General features: G+C 34.8%; 13 protein-coding genes. 12 read left to right on the top strand and 1 reads right to left on the bottom strand.

Annotation, left to right across the window (positions count from 1 at the left end):
• Positions 1 to 29: 29 nt before the first annotated feature.
• The 12 genes from F3J23_RS14665 to F3J23_RS14610 all read left to right on the top strand — a co-directional run bounded on the left by F3J23_RS14665 (position 30) and on the right by F3J23_RS14610 (position 15,319).
• Positions 30 to 1,385, top strand: a complete 1,356-nt coding sequence (locus F3J23_RS14665; RefSeq protein ID WP_167030474.1) for a PAAR-like protein — start codon at positions 30 to 32, stop codon at positions 1,383 to 1,385.
• Positions 1,382 to 1,870 carry a hypothetical protein gene (locus tag F3J23_RS14660; protein ID WP_167030471.1) on the top strand — a complete coding sequence of 163 codons (489 nt, stop codon included), beginning with the start codon at positions 1,382 to 1,384 and terminating at the stop codon, positions 1,868 to 1,870. Before F3J23_RS14665 ends, F3J23_RS14660 begins: the two co-directional genes overlap by 4 nt.
• Before the next feature lie 147 nt (positions 1,871 to 2,017).
• A complete protein-coding gene (locus tag F3J23_RS14655; protein ID WP_167030468.1) occupies positions 2,018 to 3,688 on the top strand; it encodes a hypothetical protein in 1,671 nt (556 codons plus the stop codon).
• On the top strand, positions 3,685 to 4,167 hold the full coding sequence (locus F3J23_RS14650) for a hypothetical protein (protein ID WP_167030465.1): 483 nt from the start codon (positions 3,685 to 3,687) through the stop codon (positions 4,165 to 4,167). The genes F3J23_RS14655 and F3J23_RS14650 overlap by 4 nt, the downstream gene beginning before the upstream one ends.
• An 18-nt stretch (positions 4,168 to 4,185) precedes the next feature.
• Positions 4,186 to 5,055, top strand: a complete 870-nt coding sequence (locus tag F3J23_RS14645; protein WP_167030462.1) for a hypothetical protein — start codon at positions 4,186 to 4,188, stop codon at positions 5,053 to 5,055.
• Positions 5,056 to 5,241: 186 nt separating this feature from the next.
• Positions 5,242 to 6,825, top strand: coding sequence for a hypothetical protein (locus F3J23_RS14640; protein ID WP_167030459.1), 1,584 nt, complete (start codon positions 5,242 to 5,244; stop codon positions 6,823 to 6,825).
• Positions 6,818 to 7,798 carry a hypothetical protein gene (locus F3J23_RS14635; RefSeq protein WP_167030456.1) on the top strand — a complete coding sequence of 327 codons (981 nt, stop codon included), beginning with the start codon at positions 6,818 to 6,820 and terminating at the stop codon, positions 7,796 to 7,798. The genes F3J23_RS14640 and F3J23_RS14635 overlap by 8 nt, the downstream gene beginning before the upstream one ends.
• 280 nt (positions 7,799 to 8,078) lie before the next feature.
• Positions 8,079 to 9,215 carry a helix-turn-helix domain-containing protein gene (locus F3J23_RS14630; RefSeq protein WP_167030453.1) on the top strand — a complete coding sequence of 379 codons (1,137 nt, stop codon included), beginning with the start codon at positions 8,079 to 8,081 and terminating at the stop codon, positions 9,213 to 9,215.
• A gap of 102 nt (positions 9,216 to 9,317) precedes the next feature.
• Positions 9,318 to 10,757 (top strand): serine hydrolase, encoded by a 1,440-nt coding sequence (locus F3J23_RS14625; protein WP_167030450.1) that lies wholly within the window; start codon positions 9,318 to 9,320, stop codon positions 10,755 to 10,757.
• Positions 10,758 to 10,856: 99 nt separating this feature from the next.
• On the top strand, positions 10,857 to 12,260 hold the full coding sequence (locus F3J23_RS14620) for a serine hydrolase domain-containing protein (RefSeq protein ID WP_228455345.1): 1,404 nt from the start codon (positions 10,857 to 10,859) through the stop codon (positions 12,258 to 12,260).
• A 111-nt stretch (positions 12,261 to 12,371) separates the two neighbouring features.
• Positions 12,372 to 13,814, top strand: coding sequence for a serine hydrolase domain-containing protein (locus F3J23_RS14615; protein ID WP_167030444.1), 1,443 nt, complete (start codon positions 12,372 to 12,374; stop codon positions 13,812 to 13,814).
• Positions 13,811 to 15,319, top strand: coding sequence for a serine hydrolase (locus tag F3J23_RS14610; protein WP_167030440.1), 1,509 nt, complete (start codon positions 13,811 to 13,813; stop codon positions 15,317 to 15,319). The genes F3J23_RS14615 and F3J23_RS14610 overlap by 4 nt, the downstream gene beginning before the upstream one ends.
• Positions 15,320 to 15,390: 71 nt before the next feature.
• Here the strand turns inward: F3J23_RS14610 and F3J23_RS14605 are convergent, their stop codons facing one another.
• Positions 15,391 to 17,766: an outer membrane beta-barrel family protein gene (locus F3J23_RS14605; protein ID WP_167030437.1), complete on the bottom strand. Its 2,376-nt coding sequence runs from the start codon at positions 17,764 to 17,766 to the stop codon at positions 15,391 to 15,393.
• Between the last annotated feature and the right edge of the window lie 99 nt (positions 17,767 to 17,865).

Genomic DNA, 17,865 nt, shown 5'->3' with positions numbered 1-17,865 from the left:
CTCAACAATTGAATCCAAAATAGTAACCCATGGAAGATCAGAATACTTCAGCACATGATCAAAAGCTTTCTGAAAAACGAGCTGAGCAACAGCAAAAAGCCAGCGAAGATTCTCCATTAGAAAAAAGAGAATTGGTAATGCATGGTGCCAAGTTGAAATGCCCTTATGCACAAGCACCCGGAGAGCTGAAAGTGACCTCTAACGAAATAAATCTTCAGGATCAGCCATTTGCAACAAAGGGTGATGGAAATAACATGGTCAACCTTCAATTTAAAGGAACTTGCGGGCATCCTAAATGGCCGGCAAGAAAGATGTCTCCCCCACCCTGTATGAGCGTTATAAAATTAAGCCCCTGGCAAAATCTGGGAACTACAATTATACAGGAACAAACAGCTTTAGTAAAAGAGTCTTTTATCAATTGTGATCCTGAATTTAATGCTGCTACAGCTACACCTATCCCGAAGGTGGAGAGAATTTTAACACCTAATAGTCAACCATCAAGAAAAAACATTATTAAAAACTTTGAAAGAACTACAAATTATGAAATAGATTTGTTTGATACAGCGAAGTTTAAAGTTACTGAATATCAATATCCACCATCAATGGAGGATAAAAAATCTGTAGATTGGAATATTAATTATGGAAATAATGATATACAAGAACTAAAAGACAGAGGAGAGTATCTTAATTTATACGTTGGAGATAAAAATTGCTATAATTCTGAATTTAAAGTATTTGCATATTTACAAAAACCAAATGAAAAGTTATATGTAAAAGTTAAAATAAAAAAAATCAATATTATTCCAAGAAAAGACTGGGGCGCTCGCCCTCCTCAGACAGGAGGTAAGTATTCATACGAATTACTTAAAGTTCCACTTGACGAATATTATACGACTATTGTAATTCATCATTCGGGAAATGCAAAACATTTTCCTACGGTAAATGAGATACAAAATGAACACATGGATGATAAGGGTAAAGCAGATATCGGATATCATTTTGCTGTAGATAAAAATGGGAAAATTTATGAAGGAAGGCCTATTAATATTAAAGGAGCTCATGTAGATTTAGCAAATACAGGAAAAATAGGAATAGTATTATTGGGCGACTTAAGCACAGACAATGCAGGTGTGGATAAAGGCTTTTGGGGGAAAATAAAAATAAATAGAGAAGAAAAAGATGGAGACGATTATATTACTGATGCTATGGAAAAAGCTGTACTAAGATTATGTATACATTTAGATCAATTATATAAAATTGATCATGTAGGTGGTCATATGGAAATAGCCGCTTCAGCAGGAACAGATGAAAGATATTGCCCGGGAAATTTAACAATGGCTAGAATGGACGGTTGGCGTAAAATATTAGAAAAGAAAAAACCATGATAAAAATTAAAATATTTATAGAAAGCTTCCTGTTTGTAATAATACTTTTATTCACAGGGGTTATCGACAAAGGATATGAATTTAGTGATAAAGAATTTGTTTTAACATACCCCACTACTAAATTTTATTTTACAAAATCAGAAACTCCAGATTCTCGCAGTGAATTTTCAGAGGTTCAGAAAATAAACCAACAAAACTATGATAGAATATTGAGAATAGAAAATAAGCTAGGTTCTTTTACTAATGTATTCCCTTTAATATTAGTACAGTTATTTGTAAGTATTTTATTTGTTAAACCTATTAAACCCTATAAAAGTAAATACTACATTATAGATTTTTTATTATTTGGAGGTTCATTATTATTACTAATACCATTAATGTACTACGTCTTAAACATTAGCAGCTATTACATTTTACTGATATTATTATTGAATTACATTTTAAGTTTCAGAATAAGAAATTACCTCATTGGAAAATTGAACTAAAAATGAGATCGGAAGTAATTACTTTAACATTTATTAGAGAGAAAATACCACTAGTCATTAGCCAGCTTAAATATTACCTTATAACCCCCCTGGAAACAAAGTAAATAAATAAAGTAACTTTTACTAATCATCACAAAATAAAACGGTATGAGTGAAGTACAAGAAAAAGATAATTATACTGCAAACCCCAATCAAAGGACTTTTGATATGCCGACACCACAGGTGGATCATGAGGTGAATGTAGTAAAAATATATTTTGCCAAACAAATTCCTATGATGACCTGGGAAACGAAAGAAGAAACTTATATGGTCCAAAGCGGAGGTCTGGTATCTGATGTAAAAAAGAAATATGAGAAAAAGGGAAGAAAAAACATTCAGGCCGATAAAGAGGACTCTGTAAGATTAAAAGCAAAACAAGAGGTAAAAATTACCTGGCAAGAGGAAGTACAGGCAAAAAAAGCTGATGGCAGCCCGGATTTTGATTTTGAAAGAATCAACAGCACCACCATTAAAAAGAAAGTATGGGTGGTAGCCAACTGTGAAGGAGCAAGTGGAAAGCTCTCCGTTGAGATCCATGAAAATAAATTGAAAAATGAGGAAAATATCTATGACAACCCTGTCAAGTTTTTGGATGGTGAAGAAGAGAAAAGCAAAATAGAATTCACGATCAATGGAACACTGGTGTATGCAAAAGAAATAACGATGCGTCCCAAAAGTGATGAAGATTTAAAAAAACTGATCGATAAGTTTAATAAAAGAGACGATAGAAATGCCTTCTTATATTTTAAAGCTGAAGTAACCGGAACCGAGGATGAAGTGAAATTTCCGGATGAGACACATGAGTTTTTAAATAAAGACAATGAAAGGTTTGAGATCAGATATTGTAATTGCGGAAACAATTATGATATAACCTGTACCCGATATAGTAAAAAATATGGCCCTGCCTACTGGGGATCGAAGAAACTTGAAAATTATTCCGATTGGGATACATTGATTGAAGAAAAGAAAATTACGGCTGAAGAAAAGGCTATTTTGGTGGGAATGTCTGAAAATGAAGGCAAATTAGATTCTGTTCAATCTTATGACTGGGACCTTTCGGGTGAGCAGATGATATTAACGGCAGGAGCCATGCAGAAAACAGTAGATCATACCGGAAAAGGTGAATTTACCACACAGGTTGAAGAATTTAAAGCTCAGCATCCTGAAAAATATGACGAATTATTTGTATCATGCGGATGGACGGTAGACGCTGGTATCTTGTATTATAAAGATCCTGCAGATTCTAAATCAGAAAAAATTACAGGAAATACATTATCCAACAAAATCAGAGAAAACTGTAAAGAATCCTTATTTGGAAAAACAGTAGAATGTAAGCCTCTGCAACCCATCGTAAATGCCGTTATTGATAAAGTATTTCAGGAAAAACAAGTGCTGGATTTTATTAAAAGATTAAAAGAAGAAGTACTTCCATTAACTCCTACGGGCTATTCATACAAATTGTCAGACTATTTGCAATCAAAATTGGGTAAAGCCACTGTACTGGATCATCACATTAACAGGCCTGGATTTGTAAAAGACGATTTCGGGGCTGCACTAGACCGTTTCTTTGCCCAAAAAGATGCCAACACAGCCAAAGAAAATAAAACCAAAAAAGAAGGTGAAAAACTAGAAAAGCTATCAAGAAATCCTGGTGAATGGGGAGATATGCATGGTAAATATGAACAGGAAATTCTTGATGATTACGGAAATAAAAGAAGAGGTACCGATATGGATAAACGGTATGAAAAAATGGAAAAAAATTCAAATTTATCATCATGAAACAATATATAACTACCCTAATGATTCTGATCGTTTGTATTACCTGTGGAAACGTTGTTTCCCAAAAACATCATGATGTGCAGAATAAAAAGGTAAAAAAAGACACCTTAATTGCTTTAAATGATACTTTATCATTGTATTATGCTTCCTATAACAGCCCGATGAAACTATGGTATAATCTCCATATCATTAATAAAAAGAAGAGAATGAAAGTAGGTAAAGGAAGTGAATTTAAAGGAACCGGAAGTGAGCTCTTTTTCAGACTATCACCTAATGCAAAGTATGTAGTAGTAGATGGCATCATCAAAGAATATGTGCATGAAAGTGCTAAAGACAGTACCTTGCATGAAAACTATACATGTGCTATTATTGATCTGAAAAAAGCAAAAATAGTTAAACAAATGCAACAGGATTGTGACGGATCATGGAACAAAAAAAACCAGTGGGTTTCCACTGATGGGAAAGTGGTTTTTAAGTAAAATAATGAGTGAAAAATTATGGAGCTCACATTTCCCATACATGTTAAATTAAACCTTCTCGAAGGAAAGAAATTTTATCGGTATACCTATAATGAATATACCACCATTTATGGAAAAACTCATAGAAAAGAAATCAACAAAGTCTTCCATGTTACCCTGAAACGTTTAGAGACAGAAAGATTTGAATATCATATCGAAATTTTTGACAGAGTTCATCGGGATAAGGAACTCTCATTATCCGAAAAAGATTTTTTAGACAGAATAGCTGAGATCAATAATGATGTAGTGCTTATTACAGATGAGTATGGTCTTTTAAAAAACATTCATGGATTGTCAACACTTCAGAATAAGGTGGAAAAAGTGGCGGAAAGACTTTCCCGCACTTATGTTGGTAAGCAGGCAGAAGATTTTTTTCAGTATTTAAAAACATTTTACCAGAATGAAAATCTGGTGAGTAAGGATTTTCTTAAAAATATTCATTTTGGAATGATCCTTCATAAATTGTATGGAAGGCATGATCGGGAGAACCAGATGAGACAAAGCGTGCGCTACAATAATTTTATGACCAATACCATAATAGATATTGATGAAAGTGTACAAACTGAAGCCATACGTTATGATGATGAATTATTGCTATTACAGTACACCGGCAATATTCCTTCAGATAAAAACTGGGAAATGTTTTATGGAGAAATGAACAGAAAGAAAATAGTTTATAACCGTGAAACAGATGTTCCGAAACTCGACAAATATAAGGGACAAATGTTATTAGATTTTGTTACCAAAGAAGTTTTAGAACATAAACTTACCATAGAATTTTCCCTGGGAGAAAACTACCAAAAGAAAATCATCTATCATATAAAAGAAATAAGTCATGAAGAATTATAAAAAAACAGGATGGATTGAAGAAATACAAAACCAGTTGAATGATAAGTTAAGCACACGTTTATACTATGCGGTTGTATATTTTTATTATTCGAATGCCTGAGCTTTACCTCATTGAAGGAACATAAAATTGAAGATAGCCCTTCTCAGAAAATATCAAAAATCCTGTATTAAAAAAAGAAAAATCTTATGGCAACACGCATTACCATAACAGACTCCGGACAAACACAAACCTTAAATGGTCCGCTGGCTCCGGATACTCCGGATGACTCATTACAGCGTATCAGTGATGTTTATTTTGCTAAGAAAGTAACAACAGACGACGGGACAAGAGTCAGTTTCACAAAAATTGATTCTGCTCACGTACAGCAGGACCATCAGAATCAAGCTATTCCTTACGACTCCATATTAGGAAAAACGGTATACCTCATCATAGAGACCAGCAATATGGCAGCTTTGAGTATAGATGTAGTAATAAGACCTTCATCAGATACCATGACGCAAAACACAGAGACATTACAACTCATGCGTTTTGTATCTCCTGACCGATATGAAGCCCAGAGATTGTTTACAGTACAGGTAGGAAACCTCGATGCGCTTAACAATAGAGATGGAAGCCATGCTCATTACAGTAATTTAGGTGACTATGCCAATAAAGCTATTATTAAGCTGCAACTCAGACCTGATGGTAGAGCTGTTTTTGATGAATGGACCGAAAGACTGGCAGACGGCAGTATTAATCTGGAAGTGGTGGTAGAAAGAACAGACAATAATCCCTGTGCCTATGGAGATGGACAGGAAGAAATCAACGGTGCGGGTATTTTCTTAAATGACGACCGGGGAAGGTTCAGAGTGGTTAATAAAAATATATATACCATTCATCATGGAAATAATACTTACAATACCTTAGCCGTGAATAATACCGGAGGAAGAGGAAGAATTCAGAAAGTCCTGAATAATCATTCTACTGACGTTATTTATTTCTATTACGACCAAAACGATACTGAGCACAGGATTTGTTCCAGAATTAAAGAAAGTGTCACCCGAAAAAGAAGGGTTAATACAATTCCACCGCTGGCCCAAAGAGGAGATCTTTTGCAAACCATAGATTTCACAGCAAACAGAGCTGCCGGAGAGCAGATAGATGCCCACCAGCTATTGGTTTATTCTAACGGAACCCTCGGTGATGGAGCCACCGATAAATGGTATGCCAATCAACAGGGAAATGTTGAGTTGGTTGATATGGATATTTTAGCGAATGCAGGTGTAGGAGCACAGATTTTTGAAGCATTCAATTATAATCAGAATGGTGTTATCATCCGGTATGGATTTCAGCATACCAGAAGAAGAAGCATTCAGCCGGATTTATTCGCGGGCTTTTTAGGAGCATTAGCACAATTCAGACAGGAAGGGCACAATCATTATATTGTATCTCAGGGATTCTCTTATTCCGATGCTTCGTGTTATCCCAGTGCGGAACACGTGAACGGAGAAGCAGGAGATTTGAATTTATTAACAACTCAGCAAGATGGAGTCAATACCATTCTTACCGCAGCGAATTTCGATTATGATAATGAGGTCATTCTTCGCAATATTCTTTTTGATTTTGGGTTTATATTAGGCCGGTCAGAGAATTTTTCGAACACCTCAAACGCCAGTACAGCAGACAATGCCAGTACACGTTTGCCCCACACCACTCATACCGCGACTCCAAGACATAATAATCACTTGCATATTCATGGTTTCACCCCAATATCAGACATCTATGCCTAAAATTAATATCGCTTGTTTTACGGTTTTATTTTTCCTTTTTTCCTGCTACAGTAAGGCTCAAACAGAAAATAAGGCCACAAACACAGAAGCACACTCAACGGATAAAGGATCCAATTCCTCTAATACAGGCAACTGCGTAAGTCTTCCATTCGGATATTCGGATCTTTCAAAACGGACAACCGCTGATACGGCTCTACCTATCATACAGAATGAAAATAAATTAAAGGAAATCAACTCGCTACAATTTAATAAAGTAATTCAAAAAGATTTTGTGATACTTCCTGAAGAATATGGTGTACCATTTCCATTCAGCAAAAATATCAATGAAAAATATGACCAGATTAAAATTTCATCTGATTATCTGTGTTATGGAGACTATTCATTGTACTTTATGGCGGTTTATAATACTGTTCGTTATGCCGAACCGTTTATTGAAAAGATATATTTAATTTCAACCAAAGGCAATAAACCTATTGACATGAAGAGACTCTACCTTCGTCATGAGGGAGAAATGGGATTTGCCGAGTATACCTTGTTTAATATTGATAAAAATCACATCATTTCTTTACAGGACTATGAATTTAGCGAAAGTCCTTTTACCTTAAAACCTTTATATAAATATCAGGTTCTGCCTTCCGGAAAATTTTCCAGGTACTTTGATCGTGATGGTTTATATAAAAACGATGAAGAACAGGGAATGGTAAAAGACCACAAAAAAGAAGGAAGATGGATAGAAACCAAACCCAATAGTTTTATAGATTTACAACAATATCCGGAATTTACGGATCCCTATACTTATCTGGAAGCAGAGTATAAAAATGGATTACCCGTTGGAACATGGAAGTTCTATAAATTACTACAAAAATATAATGAAGAGACAGGAGAACCTATTATTAACACAAGGAAAAAAGGACAATTGATCTATACTGAAGTATATAAAAACGGGGTATTAGAAAAACAGAAATTTCAGTAAGACAAATGAAAGTTTTCTGTCTTAATCTGGTAAAAGACCCTTGTCAAGGTTTTAAACCTTGACAAGGGTCCTAATAACATCGGGAATTTCCAATAATAATTCATCAGCCTCATCATAAAATCTCCGGATTTCCAATCTCCGAAGTCTCCTCGACTTTGGATATTTTATTTTAAGCAAGGATGTATTTACTTTCAAGATATATACTAACAACCATATTACAAGCAAAAGTTCAATGTTTTAATCAAATAAATATTAAATTTGTTTTTCGTTTTTAAAAACTATGGACCAATACAGTTTTTTGAATATCATTGCTTTTATCGGAATTTTTGTGGTACTTTTTCTGGCTTTGTTTTTATTTACTGTAAAAACAAAACATAGACTTGGAAACCGTCTTTTTGGTTTCTTTCTGATTGCCAATGCAGTAGATACAAGCAAATATTTAATTCATGACGTACCGGAAATGTATATGAATCTGGAAGCTTTCCGATGGTCTGTTGCTTTATTGGTTCCAGCATTATTTTTTCTCTATGTTCAGTCTATCTGCTTTTCAGACTTTAAATTAAAAACGAAGCATTTATGGCATCTGGCACCATTTCTTAGTTTTAATCTGGTTTTAGTTCCCGGTTTTTATTTAGCAACCACGCCTGTAAAGCAGTATTTTTTAGAACATATGAATAGAATGCCGGAAATTCATTACTTTGAAATCCTTTTCGAATCACTATTTCAGGTGTACTTTATCGCTGCTTTTTTACTTTTGAGGAGATCCAAAACTATTTATTTTGAAAATTATACAGATCCCAATCTTTCCTTAATTAAAGCATTATATCTGATCACCATTGTATATTATCTTTTACATTTACTTGTTCTTTTAAGAAGAGGAGTTACTTATACCATCGGTTTTGGGGAAGTCCGGGATTGGATTATTACACTGGATGCATTTACATTTTTACTTTCCACTTCCTGGTATTTATTAATCGCATTGAATAATCCTGATTTTTTCCGCGGGGTACATTCTCAATTAACATTAATTAAAGAGACTGCCCCCAAACCTAAAGTTCAGATTTCTGCGGATGATGAAAAAAATAATCAGATCAAAGAATTAAAAAATTTCATGATAACCCGGCAGCCATATCTTAATCCTTCTTTAACCGTTCAGGAACTGGCAGAACAATTCAATATCCCGGCTAAGGATTTATCAGCTTTGATTAATTCTTATATGGATAAACATTTTTTTGATTTTGTGAATGAATACAGAATTGAAAAAGCGATGGAAATATTAAAAAATCCACAGCAAAAAGATCTGACTGTTCTGGAAATTTTATATCAGGTAGGTTTCAATTCCAAATCATCATTCAATACCTCTTTCAAAAAGTATACAGGAAAAACACCAACCGATTTTAGGAAAAGTTCAGTTTAATACGAATTTTATCCGGAAAATGCGTTCGACTTTTTTTAATCGGTCGCGTATTTACACCATCTGAAGCATATTTGCAGAAAAATTATACAACAATTAATGAGTATGAAAAATATCCTGTTTGTCTATTTTCTGTTGTTATCAATTGGTGGTTTTTCCCAGAAATTGAAGAATTCAAAAGATGATTTAAGGCAAAACATTGATGCCTATTTACGGCAAGTACGATCAGACAATCAGATCCCGGGTCTGGCAGCAGCCGTTATCAAAAATGGAAAGATTATATATGAAGGCTATTATGGAAAAGCATCCTTAGCCCCTGAATCTTCTGTCAATAAGAATACCTTATTCGGTATTTTTTCTACCACAAAATTAATATCGACTGTGGGGGTATTTCAATTGATTGAAAAAAATAAATTGAATCTTAATGATCCTGTATCAAAATATATAGACCATTTTCCCGGCGAATGGGAAAAGGTTACTATTAAAAACCTACTTACACATTCATCAGGAATACCAGATGTTGTCAGATTTGAGGATATTCCTCCTACCCTTTCAGATGATGAAAAACTACAAAAACTATCACAGAAACCCATGCAGTTTGAAACGGGAAACCAATTCCGGTATAATCAGACCAATTATTGGCTTCTCACTATAATTATTGAAAAGATAACAGGAAAATCATTTGATGATTATATTGTAGACCATCAATTTCCTCTGGCAAAAACAGGTGTCGTATTTTCTTCTGACAGAGGCGAATTCATTAAAAACAGAGCCTACAAATATGATTATGATAATCAAACAGATCAATATGTACGAAACATCGGAAATGATGGGATAAGAGCTCATTCAGGAAACGGATTGAATCTAAGCCTTTCAGAATTAATCCAATGGAATGATAGATTGGATAAAAATGAATTACTGAAAAAGGAAACCATACAAATGATGTGGACTCCCTTCGAATTTAAGAACAAAAAAGATCATTTTCTCTATGGCTGGGCAGAATATCCCCTCAATAAAAATAATTCCTATGGATTTAGCGGCGGAAATGTAACGGCTTTCCGAAAATTCCCGTCTCAGGATATGACCATCATTTTTTTATCAAACGGATATCGCTATTTTGATGTTCAGGATCAGGTTATTAATCATATTGCCGGAATGGTTGATCAAAATTTGGCTGATCATTATCTTTTATCAGATGAGAAAATCACTTCTGATTTCCTTAACATTCCTTATCAGAACGCTGAGAAAAATTATCTGAAAATCAAAAATGAAAATCCAGGATGGAATTTTGAAAGGAGGTTAAATAGTATTGGTTATGCGTTGATGAAAAATCATAGAATTGATGATGCCATTAAAGTTTTTGAACTCAATACAAAGCAAAATCCAGACTCCGGTGATGCTTTTGACAGTTTGGGTGAAGGATATTTTACGATAGGGAAATATGAGATTTCAAAGAAATATTATGAAAAGTCATTGAAATTAAGCCCTCAGAATGAAAATGCAAAAGAAATGCTTCTGAAAATAGAAAGAGTAACCACAAAATAAACAAACCATATTTAAAACATGAAAAAGATCAATATAATCATACTTCTATTTTTATCCTTAACTGTTTTCGCTCAGAAAACAAGGTTAAATCAAGGAAAAATGGAAAAAATCAACCTGATTCTTGAAAAATATCATCAGTTTAACCTTTTTAACGGAAGCGCACTGGTTGCTCAACATGGTAAAATCATCCTGAAGAAAAATTACGGAAAAGCCGATATGGGATGGAATATTGATGCAGCTTCTGATACTAAATTCAGGATAGGTTCTATTACAAAACAGTTTACAGGAATGTTGATTATGCAGCTCAAACAAGAAGGCAAGATCAACCTTGATGATAAAATAAGCAAGTATTTGCCCTGGTACAATAAATCTATCGGAGATAAATTAACCATTCAGCATCTTCTTGCCCATACTTCAGGATTACCCAATTACACAGACTTCCCTGATTTCAAAACGAAAATGGTTTTCGAAAACTCCTCCAACAAAGACTTTGCGGTCAAATATTTCAAAGATACACTGGGATTTGAACCCGGAACCAAACAAAGTTATTGCAATACCGGCTATTATTTATTGGGATTGATTATTGAAGCCATCACTAACAAATCCTATGAAGACGTTTTAAAAGAAAAGATATTTGATGTCATCGGGATGAAAAACACAGGCATTGAAGATCCCAAACAAATCATTTCAAACTATGCCCAGGGTTATGATTTCGATTATGACGGTTACCAGAAAACTGATTATATCAATATGAAAACAGCAGTTTTTGCAGCAGGCGCAATGTACAGCACAGCAAATGATATGTACAAATGGGACACAGCCTTATACGGAAATACTTTATTGAATGATGAAAACAAGAAGATCTATTTTACGCCTCATTTAAATGGATATGCCAATGGATTGGTGATTCAGAAACATTCTGATTTTCTGAAGTCCGGAAAAGAGATTACCACAATGGTTCACAGTGGCGGTATCAATGGTTTTTCATGTAATATCGCCAGAATTCCGGAGGATAAAATATATGTGGTTCTGCTTGATAATACCAGAGCAGGAAAAAGAGGCGGACAATTGGAAGCAGTTATTGATGATATTTTTAATGTTTTATATAACGATAAACTCAGCTTACCAAAGCCCCTTGTGATTTATGAAGTATACAGCAAAATGAAATCATCATCGGTTGAAGACGGAATTCTTTATTTAAAAGATATTAAAAAGAATAAATTTGATTCCTACAATTTCAATGGTTTTGAAAATGAACTGAACAAATTAGCCTACAAATTTTTAAGTGAAAATAATACAGATGCTGCCCTTAAGGTCATTGATTATGCGGTATCAGAATTTCCGAATTCTTTTAACGTGTATGATACCCGCGGAGAAATTTATTATATAAGAAAGGAATATCCTGAGTCTAAAAAGAATTATCAGAAAACACTGGAACTGAACCCAAATAATGATAACGCAAAAGAAATGCTTCTGAAAATAGAAGACCTGTTAAAGAAGTGAAGTATACAGACATTCTAAAATTCCATACCTCAATGTAATACTGCCATTTCTCCAGTTGTTTTTATTATTAACTTAGGCCTATAAAATAACCCTAGAATCATTTCTTTACACATGAACAAAATACATTTGATCATCCTCCTATTTTTATCGCTGAATAGTTTTGCACAAAACGTAAAAACTTCACAAAATGACTTACAAAAAAAAATAGATCATTATCTAAAAGAAACAATTGAAGTTAATAAAATTCCAGGCGCTTCAGTGGCAGTGATTAAAAATGGAAAAGTCATCTATGAGCAATATTTTGGAAAAAGTTCCATCAAGGAAAATACAATCGTTGATAGAAATAGTATTTTCAGGTTATATTCTGCAACTAAATTAATTACAACGGTTGCTGTTTTTCAACTTATTGAGAAAAATAAATTGTCCTTAGAAGACAAAATTTCCAACTATTTATTTGATCTGCCTAAAGAATGGCAGAATGTTACCATCAAAAATTTAGTAACCCATTCTTCAGGCCTGCCGGATATTGTAAAATTTGAAGACATCCCCTATTCTTTAGAGGAACACGAGAAATGGACAAGATTGTACAAAAAACCGATAGAGTTTGAAATGGGAGATCATTACAGTTACAATCAAACCAATTATTGCTTACTCACAAAAATTATTGAAAAAATAACAGGTTCTTCATATGAAGAGAATGTGTTGAAAAATCAATTTCCGAATGTGAAAAAAGGAGTGGTTTTTTCAGCAAATGCTTCAGAATTTATTCCTGGAAGAGTGGTTCATCATGTGTTTGATTTTAAAAAGAAAAAATACGAAAGATTTAATGCTGATCATGGTAAAATTCATAATTCAGGAAGTGGATTGAATATGACACTGAAAGAATTTATAGCCTGGAACGAAAGATTGGATACCAATCAACTCTTAAATCAGGAAACAAAAAATCTAATGTGGAAGCAATTTGAGTTTAAAAATAAAAAAGACAAGTTTCTGTATGGCTGGAGCGAATACTCGACCAACAATATTAATTCTCTGGGCTTTACTGGCGGTTACATGACTGCATTTAGAAAATTCCCAAGTGAAGATTTAACCATCATATTTCTTTCGAACGGATATAAATATTTTCATATGGAAGAAAAAGCAGTCGATCATATCGCAGGAATTGTTGATGAAAAACTGATCGATAAAAAGTTATGGGCTGAGGAAGAAATCACCAATGCTTTTTTCGAAAATAATTATACCAAAGCAATACAAACTTATCATGTAGTAAAAAATAGAAACCCTGCCATCAATTTTGAAGATACGCTGCTCAACATTGCCTACACTTTAATGAACAGCGATCGTTTAACCAAGGCTATCAAAGTATTTGAATTCAATGTACAGGAAAATCCAAAATCATTCAACGCATTTGATAGTTTGGCAGAAGGATATTTTAATAATGGACAAACCGAACTGTCAAAGGAAAATTATCAAAAATCATTGGAATTAAATCCTGAAAACACCAATGCCAAAGAAATGCTTCTGAAAATAGAAAACTTATCCATCAGGAAATGAAAAAACTAACCTTAGCCTTCCTTATATCCCTATCATTCAACATGTTTGCACAAAGCGTAAACGATAAAATAAAACTATTTGAATCTAATCTGAATTATTGGGATCAATTAAAAACTAAAAAATGGTCTTTGAAAGAAAGAATGGCTCTCTACAATGCCAATGCTGTAAGTATAGCCGTCATTAAAAATTATAAAGTAGAATGGGTAAAAGCCTATGGTTTTGCTGATATTTCTGAAAACAGGCCAGCAACTACCCAAACACTTTTTCAGGCAGCATCAATCAGCAAATCTATTAATAGTCTTGGGATTTTAAAACTGGTACAGGAAGGCAAGCTAGGTTTGAATGATGACATTAATAATTATTTAAAAACCTGGAAATTCCCATATGATGATGCGGTATCAAAAGGGAAGAAAATTTCCATCGCCAACTTACTGAGCCATACCGGAGGTTTGTCTGTAGGAGGTTTTGGCGGATACGAAAAAGGGGAAAAGCTGCCTACAATTATAGAAATTCTTAATGGTACGGCACCTGCCAATTCGAATGCGGTTCGGTCTATTTTTGAACCTGGTTCTAAGTTTGAATATTCCGGCGGCGGAACGGTAATTTCTCAATTAATCCTTGAAAATACTACCGGCGAAAAGTATGAAGATTATATGCTGAAAAATGTTTTGGTTCCTTTGGGAATGAACAGCAGTTCTTTTAACCAGCCACCTTCAAAAGATAAAGAAGCTTTGTTTGCAGCGGCCTATGTTAACGGAAAAGAAGTAACCGGAAAGTATCATATCTATCCGGAAAAAGCACCTGCCGGTTTATGGACCAATCCAACAGATTTAGCACAATATATCATCGAAACACAGCTGTCATTATTAGGGAAATCAAACAAAGTTTTGTCTAAAGAAATGTCGGCAAAAAGAATAGAAAATAATCTCGGCGTATTTTTAAATGATTTCAAAGGCACAAAATATTTCGGACATAGCGGAAGAAACGAAGGCTTTACCTGTCATTATGTAGGAAGTCTGGAAGATGGAAACGGGATTATTGTAATGACCAACGGCAGCAATATGAAGCTTGTGGAGGAAATAGTTTCCAGCATTGCAAGTTTGAATCAATGGAAAAACTATCCTTTGGAACCGATGAAAGAATCAATTGCTTTAACGATCAGAAAGGAATGTGAAAAGAATATCGACAAAGGAATTGCACTCTACAAAAAGCTCAAAAACACTCTCCCTAATAATTATAATTTCTCAGATGAAAATGAACTCAACAATCTTGGGTATGAATTTTTAAGGAGCGGAAATATAGATTCGGCCATTAAAATTTTCAACTTAAATGTTTATGAATTTCCAAAATCGGCCAATGTTTACGACAGCCGCGGCGAAGCTTACTTGAATAAAAAAGAATATCAATTGTCAAAAGAGGACTATTCAAAGGTCTTAGAATTAGATCCAACTCAGCAAAATGCCAGGGAAATGCTTCTGAAGATTAAAAAAGAAACCGGAAAATAATGAATATACCGAAAATAGAAAAGACCTCCTTATCAAAGAGGTCTTTTTTATGGCTGTAAAATCCATTCATGCTAATCTCTGTTGCCGCTTTTAGCTTGCCGCACTGACTGATTGTCCTTCTGATTAAAACGGTATACTAATGTCAATCGATATCGTGCTGCATTAGGAATACTGGTTTGATTAATTTCATACCCTGCTCCAGCGGTTCTGGTGCTAAACTTTCGGAGTCCAAAAAGGTTACTTACATCAAAAGTAATCGTTGCTTTATCTTTCAAAAAGGTTTTACTGCCTCCAAAATCGATCCCATGCACCGCATCTGATCGGGTTTGCGCTGTAGCATTAGCACCTTGAAAATTATAAACAGCCTGAAAAGAAAGTTTATTCTTTAATTTTAGCTGAGAACTTAAACGTGCTGTAAGAGTATTCCCCGAAAAGTCAAAATTTTGATTTTGATAACTGCCCTGTTCTTTATAGTGAAATACATTGAGCTCAGCGTTTGCCTGTAACCATTTAAAAGGATTATAAAGTATAGAGAGTTCAAAACCAGTACGTGTTTCTTTATCAATATTTACCGGCATGGTGATGAATAAACCTTTGTTATCTCTGAAAGTATAATCCTCTATGACACCGTTATTACGCTGATAATAAAGAGAAGGATTTAAAGTAAGCGTTTTCCAGTTTTTGAGGAAGGCAAATTCAAAGACATTGGCGTAAGACGGATTAAGGTCCGGATTACCCACAGAACGGGTAGTCAGATCCGTAAGTTCATTAAATGGATAAAGCATCCACAGCCGCGGCCTGTTGATACGCTTGCTATAGCTGGCCTGCAGATTAGCAGTTGTATTAAAGCGATAACTGATATTTAATGTTGGAAACAATCTGTTATAATCTTTTTGATTAGAGTAGCTGCCTGTACGGTCTTCAATGCCGATATGCGTTAACTCACCGCGCAGCCCGGCCTGATAACCAAAAGCTCCGGTTTTTCCTGAAAACTGTATATAAGCACTTCCAATCAGTTCTTTATATAAAAGATGATTATCAATCTGATCGATAACTCCCCAGCCCGCCGGATTCTCTTGTTCTGCTATAAAATCACTGTTCACTCTTCGGTCTTCCATTTTTAAACCAAATTCCAGTGTAGAGGTACTGTCTAGTGGCTGTACCATATCCGTTTTAATCATCAGGTCTTTACTTTTCCCGAAAGAACTGGTCCTGATCATTGGCAGATTCGTTGTAACGGGTAGTATCTTTGCAGTTGATAGATTCCAGTCTTTATCACTGTCCCAGAAATCGTACTGCATATCTACCGTCAATTTTTTACCCGGCCTCTTGAAAGTCTTGGTATAGTTGAACTCAAGCTGGTTATAGCTTCGTTTTTCCCATGATTCACCAGTTCTGCTTAAACTGCTGTCAATAACATTATTTTTTCCTGAATACAGATAGTTGAGCCGTGTTTTGTCATGGTCATTAGTTGAATTTCGCAAAAAAGCTGCAGTAATGGTATTGTGCTCATTAATCTGGAAATCACCACCAATATAAAGAAGTCTGGCATCATCATGGCGGTCTTCATCCTGACGTCGGTTCAGATAAACCGGAGTACCGGAAAGCCCTGTAGATTGCTGCATCGTATATAGACCCACATAATCTGAAAACCGGAGACCATACGTCGCAAACAGATTAACTTTATTTGATTTATAATTTAAACTGGGGCTTATACGAGTTTCGTTGGGAATACCTCCCACCAGACGCATTTGTCCACTGAAACCTGCTTTTTTATTCTTTTTAAGAATAATATTGATAATTCCCGCTGAACCAGCCGCATCGAACCGGGAGGATGGATTGGTAATTACTTCTACCCGTTCCACCTGGTCAGCAGGAAGCTGTTCCAGAGCGTTACTTTGGGTTAAGCCTGTACGTCTTCCATCAATGAGTACCAATACACTGCTGTTGCCACGCAGGCTTATTGTTCCACCGGGACTCACACTTACGGAAGGAACAATATTAAGTAGATCAGTAACGGCTCCAGATTGTGAAAGAACATCTTTGCCTACTTCAAAAACCTTCTTATCAAGTTTTAAACTGACTGATGACCGCTGTGCTTTTACAGACACTTCCTGCAAAAGTTTCGTATCAGGTTCTAAAATTATTGTTCCCATATTGGCACTTTCATTAGGCTTTACCTGTACAGATTGGGTAACTGCCTGAAAACCGATCAGATGATAACTGATTGTATAATGTCCTGCAGGAATACTTTCCAGCCGAAATAGACCTTTAGGATCTGAAATCCCGACTGCAACGGGGGACTCAGCGCTTCCTTTTAATGTAACTGTTACATAAGGTACAGCAGTTGTTGGATTTTCATGAATAATGCCGGTTATATGACCATTCTGCGCAAAAGCAAATGGGCCGGTTATAAGAATCAGGATAATGGTTGCTAATAGTTTCATGATGTAAATTTAAATTACAGATAAGCTAGCTATTGGTAAAAACATTTGAACGACTCCAAGAGCTTCTGAACAGCCATAAATCTTTAGAAATTACCTTGT

The organism is Chryseobacterium sp. Tr-659 (assembly GCF_011752975.1).
Taxonomy (GTDB): Bacteria; Bacteroidota; Bacteroidia; order Flavobacteriales; family Weeksellaceae; genus Chryseobacterium.
This window is presented reverse-complemented; position numbering and strand designations above follow the sequence as displayed.